Origin of the sequence: Xanthobacter flavus (assembly GCF_017875275.1) — a bacterium.
GTDB lineage: Bacteria > Pseudomonadota > Alphaproteobacteria > Rhizobiales > Xanthobacteraceae > Xanthobacter > Xanthobacter flavus_A.
Map to the genome: position 1 here is coordinate 1,221,837 of NZ_JAGGML010000001.1, position 18,059 is coordinate 1,239,895.

Annotated in this window: 17 protein-coding genes; 9 read left to right on the top strand and 8 right to left on the bottom strand. The window is 67.3% G+C overall.

Annotated features, from left to right (window positions below; translation table 11 throughout):
* Positions 1–319: 319 nt before the first annotated feature.
* Positions 320–1,210 (bottom strand): LysR family transcriptional regulator, encoded by an 891-nt coding sequence (locus tag J2126_RS05995; protein ID WP_024277513.1) that lies wholly within the window; start codon positions 1,208–1,210, stop codon positions 320–322.
* A gap of 153 nt (positions 1,211–1,363) precedes the next feature.
* Positions 1,364–2,326, bottom strand: coding sequence for a thioredoxin-disulfide reductase (gene trxB / locus J2126_RS06000; protein ID WP_209484858.1), 963 nt, complete (start codon positions 2,324–2,326; stop codon positions 1,364–1,366).
* Between the two features lie 279 nt (positions 2,327–2,605).
* Here trxB and J2126_RS06005 point away from each other — a divergent pair, with 279 nt between their 5' ends.
* Positions 2,606–3,091: an Lrp/AsnC family transcriptional regulator gene (locus J2126_RS06005; RefSeq protein ID WP_209484860.1), complete on the top strand. Its 486-nt coding sequence runs from the start codon at positions 2,606–2,608 to the stop codon at positions 3,089–3,091.
* Positions 3,092–3,306: 215 nt separating this feature from the next.
* Here the strand turns inward: J2126_RS06005 and greA are convergent, their stop codons facing one another.
* Together greA and carB are read right to left on the bottom strand one after the other, a co-directional pair.
* A complete protein-coding gene (gene greA, locus J2126_RS06010; protein ID WP_024277510.1) occupies positions 3,307–3,780 on the bottom strand; it encodes a transcription elongation factor GreA in 474 nt (157 codons plus the stop codon).
* Between the two features lie 237 nt (positions 3,781–4,017).
* Positions 4,018–7,392, bottom strand: coding sequence for a carbamoyl-phosphate synthase large subunit (carB, locus tag J2126_RS06015; RefSeq protein WP_209484862.1), 3,375 nt, complete (start codon positions 7,390–7,392; stop codon positions 4,018–4,020).
* A gap of 394 nt (positions 7,393–7,786) precedes the next feature.
* On the opposite strand from carB, the gene J2126_RS06020 reads away from it, so the two are divergent.
* Complete coding sequence (locus tag J2126_RS06020; RefSeq protein WP_209484865.1) at positions 7,787–8,233, top strand: GtrA family protein; 447 nt, start codon at positions 7,787–7,789, stop codon at positions 8,231–8,233.
* Between the two features lie 7 nt (positions 8,234–8,240).
* Here J2126_RS06020 and J2126_RS06025 read toward each other — a convergent pair whose 3' ends face one another.
* Both J2126_RS06025 and J2126_RS06030 read right to left on the bottom strand, forming a co-directional pair.
* Entirely contained in the window at positions 8,241–8,516 is a 276-nt protein-coding gene (locus J2126_RS06025; RefSeq protein WP_245327224.1) for a hypothetical protein, read from the bottom strand.
* 29 nt (positions 8,517–8,545) lie between these two features.
* Positions 8,546–8,956: a DUF930 domain-containing protein gene (locus tag J2126_RS06030; RefSeq protein WP_348634239.1), complete on the bottom strand. Its 411-nt coding sequence runs from the start codon at positions 8,954–8,956 to the stop codon at positions 8,546–8,548.
* Positions 8,957–9,154: 198 nt separating this feature from the next.
* Here J2126_RS06030 and J2126_RS06035 point away from each other — a divergent pair, with 198 nt between their 5' ends.
* The gene (locus J2126_RS06035; RefSeq protein WP_209484867.1) at positions 9,155–9,706 is read left to right on the top strand and encodes a DUF2478 domain-containing protein; all 552 of its coding nucleotides are present in this window, start codon (positions 9,155–9,157) and stop codon (positions 9,704–9,706) included.
* A gap of 36 nt (positions 9,707–9,742) precedes the next feature.
* Here the strand turns inward: J2126_RS06035 and J2126_RS06040 are convergent, their stop codons facing one another.
* Positions 9,743–11,239 carry an MFS transporter gene (locus J2126_RS06040; RefSeq protein WP_245327225.1) on the bottom strand — a complete coding sequence of 499 codons (1,497 nt, stop codon included), beginning with the start codon at positions 11,237–11,239 and terminating at the stop codon, positions 9,743–9,745.
* Between the two features lie 201 nt (positions 11,240–11,440).
* On the opposite strand from J2126_RS06040, the gene J2126_RS06045 reads away from it, so the two are divergent.
* The 4 genes from J2126_RS06045 to J2126_RS06060 all read left to right on the top strand — a co-directional run bounded on the left by J2126_RS06045 (position 11,441) and on the right by J2126_RS06060 (position 14,050).
* Entirely contained in the window at positions 11,441–12,145 is a 705-nt protein-coding gene (locus J2126_RS06045; protein ID WP_209484868.1) for a hypothetical protein, read from the top strand.
* 272 nt (positions 12,146–12,417) lie between these two features.
* On the top strand, positions 12,418–12,900 hold the full coding sequence (locus tag J2126_RS06050; RefSeq protein ID WP_209484869.1) for a hypothetical protein: 483 nt from the start codon (positions 12,418–12,420) through the stop codon (positions 12,898–12,900).
* 165 nt (positions 12,901–13,065) lie between these two features.
* On the top strand, positions 13,066–13,320 hold the full coding sequence (locus J2126_RS06055; RefSeq protein ID WP_209484870.1) for a hypothetical protein: 255 nt from the start codon (positions 13,066–13,068) through the stop codon (positions 13,318–13,320).
* Positions 13,321–13,354: 34 nt separating this feature from the next.
* Positions 13,355–14,050 (top strand): class I SAM-dependent methyltransferase, encoded by a 696-nt coding sequence (locus tag J2126_RS06060; protein WP_209484871.1) that lies wholly within the window; start codon positions 13,355–13,357, stop codon positions 14,048–14,050.
* A 58-nt stretch (positions 14,051–14,108) separates the two neighbouring features.
* Here J2126_RS06060 and J2126_RS06065 read toward each other — a convergent pair whose 3' ends face one another.
* The gene (locus J2126_RS06065; protein WP_209489892.1) at positions 14,109–14,423 is read right to left on the bottom strand and encodes a DMT family protein; all 315 of its coding nucleotides are present in this window, start codon (positions 14,421–14,423) and stop codon (positions 14,109–14,111) included.
* A gap of 246 nt (positions 14,424–14,669) precedes the next feature.
* On the opposite strand from J2126_RS06065, the gene J2126_RS06070 reads away from it, so the two are divergent.
* Positions 14,670–15,347 carry a hypothetical protein gene (locus J2126_RS06070; RefSeq protein WP_209484872.1) on the top strand — a complete coding sequence of 226 codons (678 nt, stop codon included), beginning with the start codon at positions 14,670–14,672 and terminating at the stop codon, positions 15,345–15,347.
* A 62-nt stretch (positions 15,348–15,409) separates the two neighbouring features.
* Positions 15,410–18,058 (top strand): excinuclease ABC subunit UvrB, encoded by a 2,649-nt coding sequence (gene uvrB, locus J2126_RS06075; RefSeq protein WP_209484873.1) that lies wholly within the window; start codon positions 15,410–15,412, stop codon positions 18,056–18,058.
* The last annotated feature ends 1 nt before the right edge of the window (position 18,059 follow it).

Genomic DNA, 18,059 nt, shown 5'->3' on the forward strand with positions numbered 1-18,059 from the left:
GACACACCCCGGTCCGGTTGAGCCGGCCAAAAGGGCCGGCAGCCGGACTTTGCGGGAAAAGCGCGCCTGCGGCACCTTTAAAAATCAACCGCGCAAAAGAAAAATGCCGGGTCCTGGAGGGGACCCGGCAAGTATCGCTGCAATGCAGCGAACCTTCCAGAGGGGAACAGCTGACGCACCGCATAGGATGCAATCAGCGCAACCCGAAGATGCCCCCCGATTAGGCAGAAAGCAACGTATACTGATCGCATATCAGGCATGTGCCCAGCGCTTGGCTGGGAATGTCAAACCATACCTGAACACCGTCATATGTCATAAATCAGTAATTCCAGCGTTGCGCCTTGGAAATCAGAAAGTCCCGGAACACCTGAATTCGGGCTACCGAGCGCATTTCCTGAGCATAAGTGAAGTATGCCTCGAGTTTGGGCGTCTCGCGATCGGTGAAGAGCTGAACCAGCGAGGTGGAATCGTCCGAGAGATAGTCCGGCAGGGTGCCTATACCCACGCCGCGCTCCACCGCCCGCTTGAGGCCGAGCACGTTGTTGACCTCGAAGGCCGGAATGCGCGGCGTCGAGCCGTCGCGGCCCGCGTGCTCCAGCCAGTTCAGCCCCTGGAAATAGGAGGGGATCGGCCCGCCGAGCAGCAGGATGCGGTGCTTGTCCAATTCGTCCAGCGTGCGCGGATGGCCGTGGCGCTTGAGATAATCCGCCGAGGCATAGGCATGGAAATGCACGGTGAAGAGCTTGCGCTGCACCAGGTCCGGCTGCACCGGCTGGCGCATGCGGATGGCCACGTCCGCCTCGCGCATGGCGAGGTCCAGTTCCTCGTCGGTGAGGATGAGCTGGATGCGGATGTCCGGGAACAGCTCCACGAACTCGCCCACCCGCGCGGTGAGCCAATGGGTGCCGAGGCCCATGGTGGTCGTGACGCGCAGGTCGCCGTTGGGCTTCTCGCGGCTGTCGGTGAGCTGGGCGCGCGCCGATTCCAGCTTGAGGAACACCTCATGGGCGGTGCGGTAGAGCAGTTCGCCCTGCTCGGTGAGAATGAGACCGCGGGCGTGGCGGTGGAACAGCGGAACCTTCAATTCCGCCTCCAGGGCCGACACCTGCCGGCTGACCGCCGACTGGGAGAGCCCCAGCGTCTCGCCGGCATGGGTAAAGGAGCCCGCTTCCGCGGCGACGTGGAAGACCTTCAGCTTGTCCCAATCCATCCGGCCCGAGCCCCTTGAGCGTCACCGGCCGTGACAGCCGGTGAGGTGGCGCTGTTCTTTCGCTGTCTCGGGAAAAGCCGCGGGTTCCCCAACTCCGCGGCCTTCCTTGAACCCCACTAAATCCGCGCCGGGCAGTTCCCCCGCCCGGCCGACCTATTCCGCCGCCTGCGCCACGCTGTGGTGGGCGAGGAAACGCTCCGCCTCCAGCGCGGCCATGCAACCCCGGCCGGCCGCCGTGACGGCCTGCCGATACACGTCGTCGGCCACGTCGCCGGCCGCGAACACGCCCGGCACGGACGTCGCCGTCGAATCGGGCGCCGTCCACACGTATCCGCTCTCCTTGAGCTTCAACTGGTCTTTGACCAGCTCTGTGGCGGGCGCATGACCGATGGCGATGAATATGCCGTCAGCGGGTAGCTCGGTGAGGGCGCCGGTGCGCACGTCGCGCAGGCGCACGGCGGTGACCTTGCAGATGTCGCCGGTCTCGCCCACCACCTCGGCCACCTCGGAATGCCACACCACGTTCACCTTGGGATTGGCAAACAGCCGATCCTGAAGGATGCGCTCGGCGCGGAAGGTGTCGCGGCGATGCACCAGCGTGACCTTGGAGGCGAAATTGGTGAGGAAGAGCGCCTCCTCGACGGCCGTATTGCCGCCGCCCACCACCATGACTTCCTTGCCGCGATAGAAGAAGCCGTCGCAGGTGGCGCAGGCCGAGACGCCGAAGCCGCGGAACGCCGCCTCCGATTCGAGGCCGAGCCAGCGCGCCTGGGCGCCGGTGGCGAGGATCACCACGTCCGCGAGCCACGTATCGCCCGATTCCGTCTCCATGCGGAACGGCCGCCGGGACAGGTCGAGGCTGCTGATGTGATCGGCGATGATCTTCGTGCCCACATGCCCGGCCTGGGCGCGCATCTGCTCCATCAGCCAGGGGCCCTGGATGGGATCGGCGAAGCCGGGATAATTCTCCACATCCGTGGTGATGGTGAGCTGGCCGCCGGGCTGGATGCCCTCGAACAGGACCGGCTCCAGCATTGCGCGGGCCGCATAGATGGCCGCCGTGTAGCCGGCCGGACCCGACCCGATGATGACGACCTTGGCGCTGTGGGTGGTCATGACGTCCTCGAAAACCTGAAGCGCGATAGGCTGAAAACCGCGACAAGAGAGGGACAGGCCGGGAAGCCCGGGCGTCCGATGGCCGCAGCGTGAGCTATGCCCGAATGTAGGGGCTCACTCACCTGCCCACAAGGCGCCAGCTTCTGTCTCTTCGCAACGCAAACGACGCAATATTATTTCGTTGCGTTGCCGCATACGGCGACTAAGGTGCGCGGACGTCAAACCCCTGCCGCCGCGTCCGCGGTCCCGCCCACCAACCTGCTCTCAAGGAGCCGTGCCTTGACCGTTCGCCTCGATGCTGTCGACTGGAAAATCCTCGACGAGCTGCAGCGGGACGGTCGCATGACCAACGTCGAACTGTCCCGGCGCGTGGGCATATCCGCCCCGCCCTGCCTCAGGCGCGTGCGGGCGCTGGAGGAGGAAGGCATCATCGAAGGCTATCGGGCGCTGCTCGACGAGAAGCGCCTTGGCTACGATCTGATGGCCTTCGCCATGGTCCATCTCATCAGCCAGGCGGAAGCCGACCTCGCCGCCTTTCAGGAGCGCATCACCGGCTGGCCGCTGGTGCGCAGCGCCTGGATGCTCTCGGGCGACGTGGATTTCCTGATGCTGTGCGTGGCGCCGGACCTGCGCACCTTCCAGACCTTCGTGCTGGACATCACCGCCGCGCCCAACGTGCGCAACGTGAAGACAGCCCTGACGCTGAAGCAGTCCAAGGACGCGCCGATCGTGCCGCTGGAAGCAGGGTTGCTGAAGGGAGCGTGAGGGGAGCGTGACAACGGGGCGGGAGGCCCCCGGCTTGTCCGGCGGATCCACCGTGCGACCCGGCTGGCTTCTCGCGTCGAGCCTGCGGCGGCGTGGATGCCCCGGACAAGCCGGGGCATGACGGTGGAGAGGATGGGCGAAGGCCCTCGGAAAACACCCAGTCAGGCGCGCCGGCCGAGGCACCAGAGCGGCCGGCACGAAATCCAGACGCCCCCTCAGGCCCAGCGGACGTCCGCGATCTCGAACGAGCGGGCGCCCTTGGGGGTGACGACCTCCACGGAGGCGCCCTTCTTCTTGCCGATCAGCGCGCGGGCCACCGGCGAGGAGATGGAGATGCGGCCGGCCTTGGCGTCGGCCTCGCTGTCGCCGACGATCTGCCAGACCTTCTCTTCCTCGGTGTCCTCGTCCACCAGCGTCACCGTGGCGCCGAACTTGACGATGTCGCCGGAGAGCTTCGACACGTCGATCACCTCGGCGCGGGAAATCTTGTCCTCCAGGTCGGCGATGCGTCCCTCGTTCAGAGACTGCTGCTCCTTGGCGGCGTGATATTCCGCGTTCTCGGACAGGTCGCCATGGGCGCGCGCCTCCGAGATGGCATTGATGATGCGCGGACGCTCCACCTGCTGACGCTGCTTCAACTCTTGCTCGAGGGCGACAAAGCCGCCCGCCGTCATCGGAATCTTCTCCATGGGTCCTTGTCAGACCTCCTGAAACTGCTCGGTGCGCCGGAGCGCCACCTCAGGTGGTACCCGCGCCGAAAAGAAAGCCGCCCCGTGGAGCCTTCCGGCCCCCGGCTGCGGCGACTGGCCCGGCTCGCGATTGCAAGCCCCGGGCGATGCGCCCGCCCTGCGTCTCCTGACGCCGGGCGGCCGCGACGAGTGCGCGCCGGCCCAACGGACCGGGCGCGCTGATGTTCCCTTTCGGGATCAGGCGACGGAGGCTTCGCCCCGCGGGCCGACGCTGGCGCTATCGCCCCCGGCACCGAAATAGCCCTGCAGCGGACGCACCGTCAGGTCGCCGCCCACGTAGGCCTTGATCCCCTGCGCCGCAGCGATGGCTCCGGATAGCGTGGTGTAATACGGCACTTTCTGCAAGAGGGCGGCGCGGCGCAGCGAGCGGCTGTCCGCGAGCGCCTGCGCGCCCTCGGTGGTGTTGAACACCAGCTGCACATCGCCGTTCTTGATGGCATCGACGATGTGCGGCCGCCCTTCCAGCACCTTGTTGATCTTCGCGGCCGGCACGCCGTGCTCCTCCAGGAAGCGCTGGGTGCCGGAGGTGGCGATGATCTTGAAGCCCAGATCCACCAGCATCTTCATGGTGGGCAGTATCCGGATCTTGTCGCTGTCCTTGAGAGAGATGAACACGGTGCCGGACTTCGGCACCTTGGTGCCGCCACCGAGCTGGCTCTTGGCGAATGCGACGCCGAAATCGGTGTCGAGGCCCATCACCTCGCCGGTGGAGCGCATCTCCGGGCCGAGCACCGTGTCCACGCCCGGGAAGCGGGCGAAGGGGAACACCGCCTCCTTCACCGCGATGTGGCCGAGCTTGGGCTGCACGAGGTTGAAGCTCGCCAGCTTCTCGCCGGCCATCACCCGCGCCGCGATCTTGGCGATGGGCAGGCCGATGACCTTGGCGACGAAGGGCACCGTGCGCGAGGCGCGGGGGTTCACTTCGAGCACGTAGATCTCGTCGCCCTTGATGGCGTACTGCACGTTCATCAGGCCGCCGACGCCCAGCGCCAGCGCCATGGCCGCGGTCTGCTTCTCCAGCGCCGCGAGGGTATCGGGCGAGAGCGAATAGGGCGGCAGGGTGCAGGCGCTGTCACCCGAATGGATGCCCGCCTCCTCGATGTGCTCCATGATGCCGGCGATGAACACGTCCTTGCCGTCACACAGCGCGTCGACATCCACCTCGATGGCGTCGGACAGGTAGCGGTCGAACAAAAGCGGGTTCTTGCCGAGGACGGTATTGATCTGGCCCGTCTTGTCGTTGGGATAGCGCGCCTTGATCTCCTGCGGCACGAGGCCCGGCAGGGTCTCCAGCAGGTAGTCGCCGAGCTGGCTCTCCTCGCGGATGATCTGCATGGCCCGGCCGCCCAGCACGTAGGAGGGGCGCACCACCATGGGATAGCCCAGCTCCGCCGCGACCAGGCGGGCCTGCTCCACGCTGTAGGAGATGCCGTTGGCCGGCTGGCGGATCTTCAGCCGGTCGAGCAGCGTCTTGAACCGGTCGCGGTCCTCGGCGAGGTCGATGGCGTCGGGCGAGGTTCCGAGGATCGGCACCTCCGCATCCTCCAGCGCCTTGGCGAGCTTGAGCGGCGTCTGGCCGCCGAACTGGACGATGACGCCCTTCAGCGTGCCACGGGTCTTCTCGCGGGCGATCAGCTCCAACACGTCCTCGGCGGTCAAAGGCTCGAAATAGAGCCGGTCCGAGGTGTCGTAGTCGGTGGAGACCGTCTCCGGGTTGCAGTTGACCATGATGGCTTCATAGCCGGCCTCCTTCAGCGCGAAGGCGGCATGGCAGCAGCAATAGTCGAACTCGATGCCCTGGCCGATGCGGTTGGGACCGCCGCCGAGGATGATGACCTTCTCCTTGTCGGAGGGCTGCGCCTCGTCGGCGAGCTTGCCGGCGAAGGGCGTCTCGTAGGTCGAGTACATGTAGGCGGTGGGCGAGGCGAACTCGGCCGCGCAGGTGTCGATGCGCTTGTAGGCGGGGCGCACGTCCAGCGCCTGCCGCCGCGCGCGCACCTCGCCCTCGTGGAGGCCGGCGAGGGTGGCGAGACGGGCGTCCGAGAAGCCCATGGCCTTCAGGCGGCGGAACTGGCCGGCCGTCTGCGGCAGGCCGAGCCGGCGCACCTTCTGCTCCATCTCCACGATGCCGCGGATCTCGGCGAGGAACCAGGGGTCGATCTTGCAGGCGGCGTGGATCTGCTCGTCGGAGAGGCCGAGGCGCATGGCCTGGGCGACGTAGAGCAGCCGGTCGGGGGTGGGGGTGCCCAGCGCGGCGCGCACGGCATTCTTGTCGTCGCCCTGGCCGAGGCCCTCGATCTCGATGTCGTCGAGACCGGACAGGCCGGTCTCCAGCGAGCGCAGCGCCTTCTGGAGCGATTCCTGGAAGGTGCGGCCGATGGCCATGGCCTCGCCCACCGACTTCATGGCGGTGGTCAGCGTCGGCTCGGCGCCGGGGAACTTCTCGAAGGCGAAGCGCGGGATCTTCGTGACCACGTAGTCGATGGTGGGCTCGAAGGAGGCCGGGGTGGCGCCGCCGGTGATGTCGTTCTCGATCTCGTCCAGCGTGTAGCCGACGGCGAGGCGCGCGGCGACCTTGGCGATGGGGAAGCCCGTGGCCTTCGACGCCAGCGCGGAGGAGCGCGACACGCGCGGGTTCATCTCGATGACGATGAGCCGGCCGTCCTCGGGGTTCACCGCGAACTGCACGTTGGAGCCGCCGGTCTCGACGCCGATCTCGCGCAGCACCGCAAGCGATGCGTCGCGCATGATCTGGTATTCCTTGTCGGTGAGCGTCAGCGCCGGCGCGACCGTGATGGAATCGCCCGTGTGCACGCCCATCGGATCGATGTTCTCGATGGAGCAGATGATGATGCAATTGTCCGCCTTGTCGCGGACAACCTCCATCTCATACTCCTTCCAGCCCAGCACGCTCTCCTCCACCAGCACCTCGTTGGTGGGGGAGGCATCAATGCCGCGCTCGATGATCTCGATGAACTCGGCCTTGTTGTAGGCGATGCCGCCGCCGGTGCCGCCCATGGTGAAGGACGGGCGGATGATGGCGGGCAGGCCCACTTCCTCCAGCGCGTCGAGCGCCTGGGGCAGGGTCTTGATCTGGCGGGACTTGGGCGTCGAGAGGCCGATCTTGGTCATGGCCTCGCGGAAGAGTTCCCGGTCCTCGGCCTTGTCGATGGCCTCGGCGGTGGCGCCGATCATCTCGACGTCGAACTTTTCGAGCGTGCCCATCTTCTTGAGCGACAGCGCGCAATTGAGCGCGGTCTGGCCGCCCATGGTGGGTAGAAGCGCGAAGCCCTTGGAGCGGTCGCCGCGCTCCTTCTCGATGATCTTGGTGACGATCTCGGCGGTGATGGGCTCGATATAGGTCGCGTCCGCCATGTCCGGGTCGGTCATGATGGTCGCGGGATTCGAGTTCACGAGGACGACCCGGTATCCCTCCTCCTTGAGCGCCTTGACCGCCTGCGTTCCGGAATAGTCGAATTCGCAGGCCTGCCCGATCACGATGGGACCGGCGCCGATGATGAGGATGGTTTCGATATCGGTGCGTTTCGGCATATCCGTCTTTGAGCTCTCGACCGCCGCCACCCGCGCCGCTGAGCCGGCGAGGACAACGGGATCCGTTTCCATCAGGAGCCGCCCCGTCGCAGCGCCCGCGCCTTCCTAGCGCCCGCCGGGCGCAAAAAAAGGGCCGCGGGTCACGCGCCCCAGAAAGGTACGAGCTTGGCCGGGGCCTGCTCCCAAGATTTGCGCGCGGGCGCGGGACGCGGCGCGGATGTCACACCTGCGCAATATCCCTGGCCCTTGGCGCTGATGGGCTTCCTTAGACCATAATTTGCGGCGACGGAAGCCGTGTCACCGAGATGACGCCGCGCCGGGACTACACATCCTCGCGGGGTTCGGCGTTCGCCCCGCGCCGCCTCGGCCAGTGAAATTGCTGCCGGAGACGCATGTGCTGCCGCCCTCCCTCGCCCGGACGGTCAAAGAATACCGCGTGCGTCATGACGCGCTGATCCGCCAGTTCGCGCGATTCGTCGGCGTGGGCCTCACCGCCGCCGCCGCCCATTTTTCGACCCTGGCCATATTGGTGGAGATGGATGCGGTCGGCCCCGTGCTGGCCTCGGCGGTGGGGTTCATCGTGGGCGGCATGGTGTCCTACATCCTCAACCGCCGCTTCACGTTCGACGCCACGCGCTCCCACGCCGGGGCGGTGCCGCGCTTCATCGTGGTGGCCGGGGTCGCATTCGTGCTGAACGAAGCGCTGATGTGGCTGTTCGTGCACGAGGCGGGGATTTTCTACCTGCTCGCCCAGTTCCTCACCACGGGCATCACCATGATGTGGACCTTCACCGGCTACCGCGTGTGGGCCTTCGCCCACCGCAGCCCCGTGCGGGGCTGAGGCCGCCTTATTTGCGGGCGATCCGCCCGACGATCAGTTCATCGATCTCCAGCCGCCGGATGCGGGCGCGGCCGATGGCGAGGCGGCCGATGGCCACGGCCCCGACCGCCAGCGCCCCGAAGGCCAGCGCGCCGATGGCGATGGCTCCGATGGAGCCGGCCCCGAGCGCCCCCGCACCCACGGTGCCCGCCCCAACCGCCCCGGCGCCCACGGCCGCCTTGCGGATCCGGCGCTTCCGGGGGCGCCCTGCGGCGGGCGCTTCAGCCTCTGGATCGGCGGTCATCGTGCGTCCTTGGATCGGAAGTCGACGGATCAGGGCACGAGGCTGTGCGCGTCCCACTCCTGCCGCGGCACCTCGGCGCCGAGAGTGTAGCTGAAGGCTAGCACATCCATGCCGTCCGGGCTGGTCTTGCAGCGGTACGAGAGGTGATACCAATGCTCCCGGCTGCGGATGGCCGCGCCGGGTGCCGAGATGGCGGCATCGCCGTGCCGGAAGTCGCCGAGCTTGGGATCGGCGAAGGCATAGGCCACCACCTCCTCCGGCCGCATGTCCTTGTGCTCGCGCCCCACCTCGCCCATGGCCCGGGCGTTGCACCGCTGCTCGATACGGGTGCCGGGGTCCACATGCAGCATCATGTCGTCATGCCGGCCCGAGCCGGCGCGTGCCGGCACGGACATGGCGGCGGTTATGAGAATAAGGGGCAGCGAGAGCGGGCGAATCACGGCGGTGGCATCTCCGCAGACAGGGTACCGCGCCGGCTCTAGGCCGAATCTGTGGCGGGGATGGGACGGAACCGATGGCTCGGGACGGACCGGGGCTCGCCCGCCCGTGGCCTCGCGTGTTATGGTGTCCGCGATACAGCTTCAGCGGCGGATCGCAGGGCGGGCGGGCCGCAAATGCAGACGGGACGGATGTTCGCGATGACGGGGGACGAACGACCGATGATCCTCGCCCTTCAGGGCGGCGACCGGGAAGCGATCCAGTCTCTGCTGGCGGAAACGGCGCGGCGCCTTGCCGCGCAGGGCGTGCGCGTGCTCGGCGTGGTGGAGCACCTCACCCCCGGCTGCGCCCATGAGGACGTTCTCCTGCTCGACCTCGTTTCGGGAGAGACCAACCGCCTGCATCAGGATCTCGGCCCCGGCGCCGCCGGATGCAGCCTCGATCCGGCGGGCCTCGCCGCCGCCTCGGCCGGGGTGGAGCGGGCCATCGCCGATCGCCTCGCCGAGGGCGGCGACCTTTCCGACACGGTGGTGGTGCTCTCCAAGTTCGGCCGGCAGGAGGCCGAGGGCCGTGGCCTGACCGCCGCCTTCCATGCCGCCGTGGCGGGTGAGTTATGCGTTATCACCTCGGTGTCGCCCGGCATCACCGCCGAATGGGAGGGCTTCGCCGGAGACCTTGCGCAGCTGCGGCCGGCGGTGCCGGCCTCCATCGATGCGTGGTGGGGCGTGAGCGTCGCCGAACCGGCGGAATAGGGCGGGCTCCGCCGGAGCCCGCCCCCTGCATCCCGATTACATGCCGATCTCGTCCAGGCTGCGGCCGCGCGTCTCGATGCGGTAGCACCATGTGACCACCGCGCCGAGAAGCGAGGCGCCAATCAGCATGAACAGCAGCGCCCGCGTGCCGAAATCGGCCAGAAGGATGGGGAAGAGGAAAGCGGTGAGCACCGCCCCGATCTTGGCGAACGCCGCGGCAAAGCCCGCCCCCATGCCGCGGATGCGGGTGGGGAAGACCTCGCCGGCGATGAGATAGGTCTGCGCGTTGGGTCCGAGATTGGTCATGAAGTTGAACAGCATGAAGCCGATGACCACCATCGTGACGGCGCGGTCGCCACTGTAATAGGTGGAGAGCGCGGCCACCAGCAGGCCCGCCGCGCAGCCGATGAATCCGATGATCTGCAGCGGGATGCGGCCGATGCGGTCGGAGAGGGCCACGGCCACGCAGATGCCGACGAGCAGCAGGAGATCGACAAGGGCGGCCCCTTCCGCGGCGAGCAGGTCCGCCGAGACGAGATCGCTCAGGTTGCGCCCGGTCGCGGCCTGGTGCCCGAAGGCCGCCGCGAGGATGGTGGGGGTGAAGATGCCGATGCCGTAGGTGGACAGATCCTGCAGGAACCAAGGCACGGCCGCGAGGATGGTCGCGCGTCGGTTGTGCGGGGTCTTGAACAGCGCGGCCGGCGTGCGCTCGTGCCCGTGGTCGTGCCCGGCCGCCCCGGGATGGCCATGGTGCCGGTGGGCAAGCTCGATGGATTTCGGATATTGTGGAGAACGGGCCAGCAGGCGCTCCGCCGCCTGCCGGGCCTCTTCCACGCGGCCATGGGCGAGCAGCCAGCTCGCGCTCTCCGGCACGAACAGCCGCGCCACCGCCACGAGCACCGCAGGCAGGATGGCGGCCGCATACATCAGGCGCCAGGCCGAGACCGTCTCGATGTTGGACAGCACCAGATAGCCGAGCAGCGTGCCGGTGAGCGCCCCCACCGCCTGGAAGCCGAAGGCGCTCAGCACCAGGCGGCCGCGCGCCACCGAGGGGATGCTTTCGGAAATCACGAGATGCGCGGTGGGATAGTCGCAGCCGAGCGCGATGCCGATGCCGAAGAGGAACACCACGGTCCAGCCGAAGGAAGGGCTGACCGCCAGCAGGGCCAGGAAGATGATGAAGATCACCATCTCCGACACGAACATCAGCTTGCGGCCGAACTGATCGGCGAGGCCCCCCAGCAGCAGCGCTCCGACCAGGATGCCGGCGAGGCTCGCGGCGCCCACGAGGCCGTGCTGGAAGGCGTCCATGTCGAACTCGCGGGCCATGAGCGGCAGCGTCACGCCCGTCATGAACACCACGAGGCCCTCGAAAAACTTGCCCGCCGCCGCCAGCCACCAGATACGCCACTGCATGGCGGTCATGGGCGTCGCGGCCACCTGCGTGCCGTCACGCCAGATGGGCGTTTCGTCGATATAGTCCTGCACCGACCGCTTGTGGTCGAGCCCGCTCGGCTCCCGCATTTGGTTCATCGGCGTCTCCCCCGGCTGTAGCGTGACAGAAAGCCGACGAGGCGTGAATTGCCGATGACAGAGGCGGCCCGCTACCACCTCGGGGACTGGCGGGCGGACAGGGGAGCGGCTAAGAAAGGCGATCATCCGCGTGTTGCGCGGCCGTTCCGGCGGCCTCCCAGCGCATGGCGCGCCCCATCCCGTCCCGCGCCGCAGGTTCATATGGTTTTTTCCCGCGTCACTGCCTTGTCCCTCGCGGCGCTCGCAGCCGGCTTCGCCCTCGCTGCCTGCCAGGGCAATCCGGACAGCTGGGGCACCGGCGTGGTGAAGCAGACCGATGCCTTCGGCGACTATTCGGAAACGGTGGTCTCGATCCCCAAGCCCACCGCCGGCCCGCGCCAGTTCGAGTGCACGGGGCCGTTCGCGCCCAACGCGACCGCCATCAACATCGCCGCCGACTTCGGGCAGGCGAACGTCATCACCGGCAACATCATGTCGCCGGACGGCAGCACCGCGCCGGGCATCATCCTCCTGCCCAACGATCCCGCCCTCAGCCTCGAGATCGCCTGGAAGGATCCGGCCAACATGGCCGCGCCCCGCCGTGTGGCCTTCACCGAAAGCTCGGCGTGGACGGTGAATGGCGTCGGCATCGGCACCAGCCTCGCCGACCTCGAGCGGGCCAACGGCAAGCCGTTCCGCATCCAGGGCTTCGGCGGCAACGGCGGCGGCGTGGTTGCGGACTGGCGCGGCGGACGGCTGGGCAACCTCGGGGGCGGCTGTGTGCTCGGCGCGCAGCTTGCGCTCTCCGCCACCGCATCCGACGGCGCGCAGGCGCGCATCTCCGGCCCCAAATTCTATAACTCGAACGATCCCGCCATCCGGGCCGCCAGCCCCAGCGTGGGCGTGTTCTGGGTGAACTACCGCTAGCCGGGGCCGCGCCGCCGGTTGCTATCGCGAAAGCGGCGACGGCGTTAAGATTAACCGCCTGTAAATACCGCAGACCTAGCGCCGTCGTCTTTCCAAGAACGGCAACGGTTGTAGAGTGCCTTTGCGCATCGCGGACCCCACCGTGCGCAGGAGACACTCCAATGAAACGCCTGATCCTAGGAGCACTGCTGGGGGCGGTCTGCGCCGTCAGCGGAGCCTTTGCACAGGGGACGCCCCCAAGCGCCCCCCTGGCCGGCGGACCTGCCAGCGGCATGAGCGGCCCGCCCGTCAACATCGAGGAACTGAAAGGCGTCCAGTGGCTGTTCGTGCAGGTGGCGGATTCCATCTCCGTCACCGACAAGACGATCACGCTGAAGGGCGTGGCGCCGCAGGTGATCATGTTCGCCGACCGCCCCGAGCGGATCACCGGCGACGCCTCCACGGCGACCTTCATCAAGATCTGGAACGAGGGCAAGGACAGCTTCCAGAAGGATCCGCCCAACGCCACCCTCTCGGTGACGGTGAACGGCGAGCCCAACCTGTCGGTGATCGAGCTTTCCAACCCGGTGCTCGCCGGCGATACGCTGACCTACGACTACAAGCTCCTCAGCGAGGACAAGCCCCTCTCGGGCGCCAACGCCAGCCTGTTCATCGACTGGTGGCACTATCACCGCTGGTGGGGTCCCGGTCCTGGCCGCTGGGGCGGCGGCGGCTGCTGGCGCGGCCCGTACGGCGGCCTGCACTGCCGCTGGTGAGTTCTCTCCCGATCCTGTGACGTGCGCCCCGCCCGGAACCTGTGGCGGGGCGTTCGCGTTCGAGGGGCGCTGCCATGATGGCGCCGTGTTGCTGGTGCCGTTTCCCCTGCACGTGCTAGGACGTCGCCCCGACCCGCCGTCGCTCCTGAGACCGTGAGAGACACCATGATCCGCAACAAGGCCGTCCTGCGCTCCGCGACCCTCGCCCTCACCTTCGCCGCGGGCCTCGCCACCGCCGGGCTCGTCCAGTCGGCCGTCGCCGACCAGCCCAACATGCAGCGGGCGCTCGAGGCGCTGCGCACGGCGCGCGCCTTCCTGCAGCAGGCGGAGCCCAACAAGGGCGGCCATCGCGAGCGGGCCATCGACTTCGTGGACCGGGCCATCGGCGAGACCGAGGCCGGCATTCAGTTCGCGCGCTGACCACCCGCGCTGCCTTGCTTTCGGAAAGACACTGATGGCCGATTGGATTTCGTTCTGGAACGGCAGTCACGCCATCTATGTGAACGACCGGCACAAGGCCGTGCATTATGCCGCCGTTGCGGCGGATCTCGCGGGGTTCCTGCCGGGGCCTGAGGCGCGTGTGCTGGACTTCGGCTGCGGCGACGCCCTCGCCTCGGCCGAGCTGGCGTTGCGCTGCGCCCATCTCGTGCTCTGCGATGCCGCCCCGGCCGTGCGCCACCGGCTGAAGGGGCGCTTCGTCGCCGCCCCCTCCATCGATGTGATGTCGCCCGAGGAGGTCTCAAACCTGCCGGACGGCAGCTTCGATCTCATCATCTGCAATTCGGTGGCGCAGTATCTCTCACGCGAGTTGCTCACCAGCCTCATGCATGATTGGCGGCGCCTGCTGGCACCGGGCGGCCGGGTGCTGCTCGCCGACATCATCCCGCCGCATGTGAGCGCGCGCGCCGACGCCGAAGCGCTGCTCAGGCTGGCCGCCCGGGAGAAATTCTTGCTGGCCGCGATCGCCGGCCTCGCCCGCACCGCCGTCTCGCCCTATCGCAAGCTGCGCGCCCAGCTCGGCCTCACCACCTACGAGGAGAACGAGATCCTCGACCTGATGGAAAGCGTGGGGCTCGCGGCGCAGCGGGTGCGGCCGAATGTCGGCCACAACCAGCAGCGCATGGCCTTCATCGGCGAACGCACGGCCTGAGGCACGGCGGGCACCTGAGCCCGGACCCTTCCCGCCCCCCCGGATTGCGCGTCCCGGTTCAGAATTTGTGGAAGATGAAGAAGGCGCCGGCTGAAATGAAGGCGAAGCCCAGAAGGTGGTTCCAGCCCAGCGGCTCCTTCAGATAGAGCACCGAGAAGCCGGCGAAGACGACGAGGGTGATGACCTCCTGCATCGTCTTGAGCTGGGCCGTGGAATACACCTCGGAGCCGAAGCGGTTTGCCGGCACGGCCAGACAATACTCGAAAAAGGCGATGCCCCAGCTCGCGATGATGGCGAGAGCGAGCGGCGCCGACTTGTGCTTGAGGTGCCCGTACCAGGCGAACGTCATGAAGACGTTCGAAGCAATGAGCATGACGATGGGGAGGATCTGAGGGGGGATCAGGGAGGTCAAGGGGGGGTCAGGCTCCGAACCGAGCAAGTCTGGATCTATCCTACTAATCTGTCCTCGGTGTGGATCATAGCTGCCGCACGCGGATCCCACACGTCTAACCCATCATACAACTAAAACGAGAGTAATTAATTTATAATTGACAAGGGTTGCAATCGACCCCGAAATGGCCGCCACCGCTGGGGAATGGGGGCGAGCATGAAAACTCAAATGGCGTCTGTTCTGGCGCTGGCTCTGACGGTCGGTGGCTGCGTCACGAATCGAGGTCCAGCCTTCGGGGCGCGGGAACTAGTCCCGCCGCAACGGGGCATCTATGTCGGATCGATCTATTATGTGTCCGAGCGTCCAACGGCAAAGCTGGAGACGCCGACCTATCTTGAACCGCTGTGTGATACGCAGCCGGATCTCAAGATCTACGGCGTAGCCAATCCGTCCGCAGAGCCTGTTGCCGACATTAACCTGCTGTTCGACACTCGCTTACAAGGGTCTCTCGCCGGGCTGAGCACGCAGCTTGTTTCCCTTGGGTTGACCGGGAATGTCTCCGACTACTACGAGTACAAACTGACCAACGTGTCCAAATACACCATCTCGGAAGCGTCAGCTGAGACGGTGTTCGAAGGCATGGCTCGACAGAGGGGCTGCAGAAACGCCATCGCACGCCACAGGGACGAGGGCGTCTACCAGATCAAGGCCACGTATGTCGGCGATCTCGTCTTCCAGCGCAAACAGGGTTCCGCGGTTGACGCCAACGTTTCGGCCAAGCTCGGAAAGATCGAGCCAACGGTGAAGGCGACGTTCGCCCGAACCCTCAGCCTCGGCTTTTCCGGCAAGGGACTGGTCTTCTCCTTTGTTCCAATCCTCCGCACCCCAGCAGCCCCTCGCAACTGAGGGGCGGGCGATGTCATGGCGGGGGGCTTTCCCGAACGGGCCTCCCCGCCCATATTCCCCCCATGGCCAAAGCATCCCGTCCCGGAAAGCTCGGTGAGCGTTCGCAGCGTCATTTCGAGCCGGCGCCCCAGCAGGCGCTTGATCCCGCGCTTGCGCAGTCCCTGGGTCTGAACCCGGGCGACCTCACGGTCGATTTCGAATCCGCCGGCGCCTCCGCCACGGTGCAGGCGCTGGCCAAGCTGATCGAGACCGGCCGGCCGGAGGTCAACGGCCAGACCTGGGTGCCGCACCGTCCGCCGCGGCCGGAGAAGTCCGAGGGTGGCGTCGCCTTCACCATGAAGAGCGACTTCCAGCCCGCCGGCGACCAGCCTGCCGCCATCGCCGAATTGTGTGCGCAGGCGCAGGCGGGGGAGCGCGACCAGGTGCTGCTGGGCGTCACCGGCTCGGGCAAGACCTTCACCATGGCCAAGGTGATCGAGCAGCTGCAGCGCCCGGCCATCGTTCTGGCGCCCAACAAGACGCTCGCCGCCCAGCTCTATGGGGAGTTCAAGAGCTTCTTCCCCGACAATGCGGTAGAATATTTCGTCTCCTACTACGATTACTACCAGCCGGAAGCCTACGTGCCCCGGACGGATACGTATATCGAGAAGGAATCCTCCATCAACGAGCAGATCGACCGCATGCGTCATGCGGCGACCCGCTCGCTGCTGGAGCGGGATGACGTGATCATCGTCGCCTCGGTGTCGTGCATCTACGGCATCGGCTCGGTCGAGACCTATTCGGCCATGACCTTCGACATCAAGGTGGGCGAGCGCATCGACCAGCGCAGCCTGCTCGCCGACCTCGTGGCCCTGCAGTACAAGCGCATCCAGTCGGATTTCGCCCGCGGCACGTTCCGCGTGCGCGGCGACAGCGTGGAGATCTTCCCCGCCCATTATGAGGACCGCGCGTGGCGCGTCTCCCTGTTCGGCGACGAGGTGGAGAGCATCGCCGAGTTCGACCCGCTCACCGGCCAGAAGAGCGGCGACATGAAGAGCGTGCGCGTCTACGCCGCCTCGCACTATGTCACCCCGCGCCCGACGCTCATCCAGGCCATTTCCGGCATCAAGGCCGAGCTGAAGATGCGGCTCGACGAATTGTACAAGATGGGCCGCCTGCTGGAGGCCCAGCGTCTGGAGCAGCGCACCCGCTACGATCTCGAGATGATGGAGGCCACCGGCTCCTGCGCCGGCATCGAGAACTATTCGCGCTGGCTCACCGGCCGCAAGCCCGGCGAGCCGCCGCCCACCTTGTTCGAATATGTGCCGGACAACGCCCTCGTCTTCATCGACGAGAGCCATGTGACCGTGCCGCAGATCGGCGCCATGTATCGCGGCGACTTCCGCCGCAAGGCGACGCTGGCGGAATACGGCTTCCGCCTGCCGAGCTGCATGGACAACCGCCCGCTCCGCTTCGAGGAATGGGAGGCCATGCGGCCGCAGACCGTCCACGTCTCCGCCACCCCCGGCCCGTGGGAGATGAACCAGACCGGCGGCGTATTCGTGGAGCAGGTCATCCGCCCCACCGGCCTCATCGATCCGCCGGTGGAGGTGCGCCCGGCACGCACGCAGGTGGACGACCTCCTCGGCGAGGTGCGGGCGGTGGCGGCCAAGGGCTACCGGACGCTGGTCACCGTGCTCACCAAGCGCATGGCCGAGGACCTGACCGAATATCTGCACGAGAACGGCATCCGCGTGCGTTACATGCATTCGGACATCGACACCATCGAGCGCATCGAGATCATCCGCGACCTGCGCCTCGGCGCCTTCGACGTGCTCATCGGCATCAACCTCTTGCGCGAGGGCCTGGACATTCCCGAGTGCGGGCTCGTCGCCATCCTCGATGCGGACAAGGAAGGCTTCCTGCGCTCGGAAACCTCGCTGGTGCAGACCATCGGCCGCGCCGCGCGCAACGTGGACGGGCGGGTGGTGCTGTATGCGGACCGCGTGACCGGCTCCATGGAGCGGGCGATGGCGGAGACGTCCCGCCGCCGCGAGAAGCAGGTGGCCTACAATACCGAGCACCGCATCACGCCCGAGAGCGTGAAGAAGGCCATCGGCGACATCCTCAATTCCGTCTACGAGCGCGACCATGTGCAGGTGGACGCGGGGCTCGCGGAGGACGGGGCCGCGTTCGGGCACAATCTCAAGGCGGTCATGGCGGACCTGGAAAAGCGCATGCGCGCCGCCGCCGCCGACCTCGACTTCGAGACCGCCGCCCGCCTGCGCGACGAGATCCGCCGGCTGGAGGCCACCGAACTCGCCATCTCCGACGATCCTTTGGCGCGGCAGGAGGCGGTGGACGACCGCACCGGCGGCTTCAAGGGCGCGCGCAAGTACGGCAAGGCCGCCAACCTGCCTCCAAAGGAGGACGCCGGCCGTCTCTTGCCGCGGGGGCGGGGCAAATCCTCCGCCAAGGGTAGGGCGGCGCCCTCCGACGACGCGGGGATGGGCGAGGCGCAAGCACCCTATGCGCCGCCGGAAATGCCCCTGCATGCGCCGCGGGCCGGGGCGTCACGCACGGCCGCTTCGCGCGCCCACAAACCATCGCTGGACGACATGGGGCCGGGCACCGACCGCGCCGTCCCGCTCTCGGAAGACGCCTTCCGCCCCGGCCCGCGGCCCGATCCCGGCACCAAGGGCTATCGCAAGGGTGGGCGACGGAAGGGGTAGG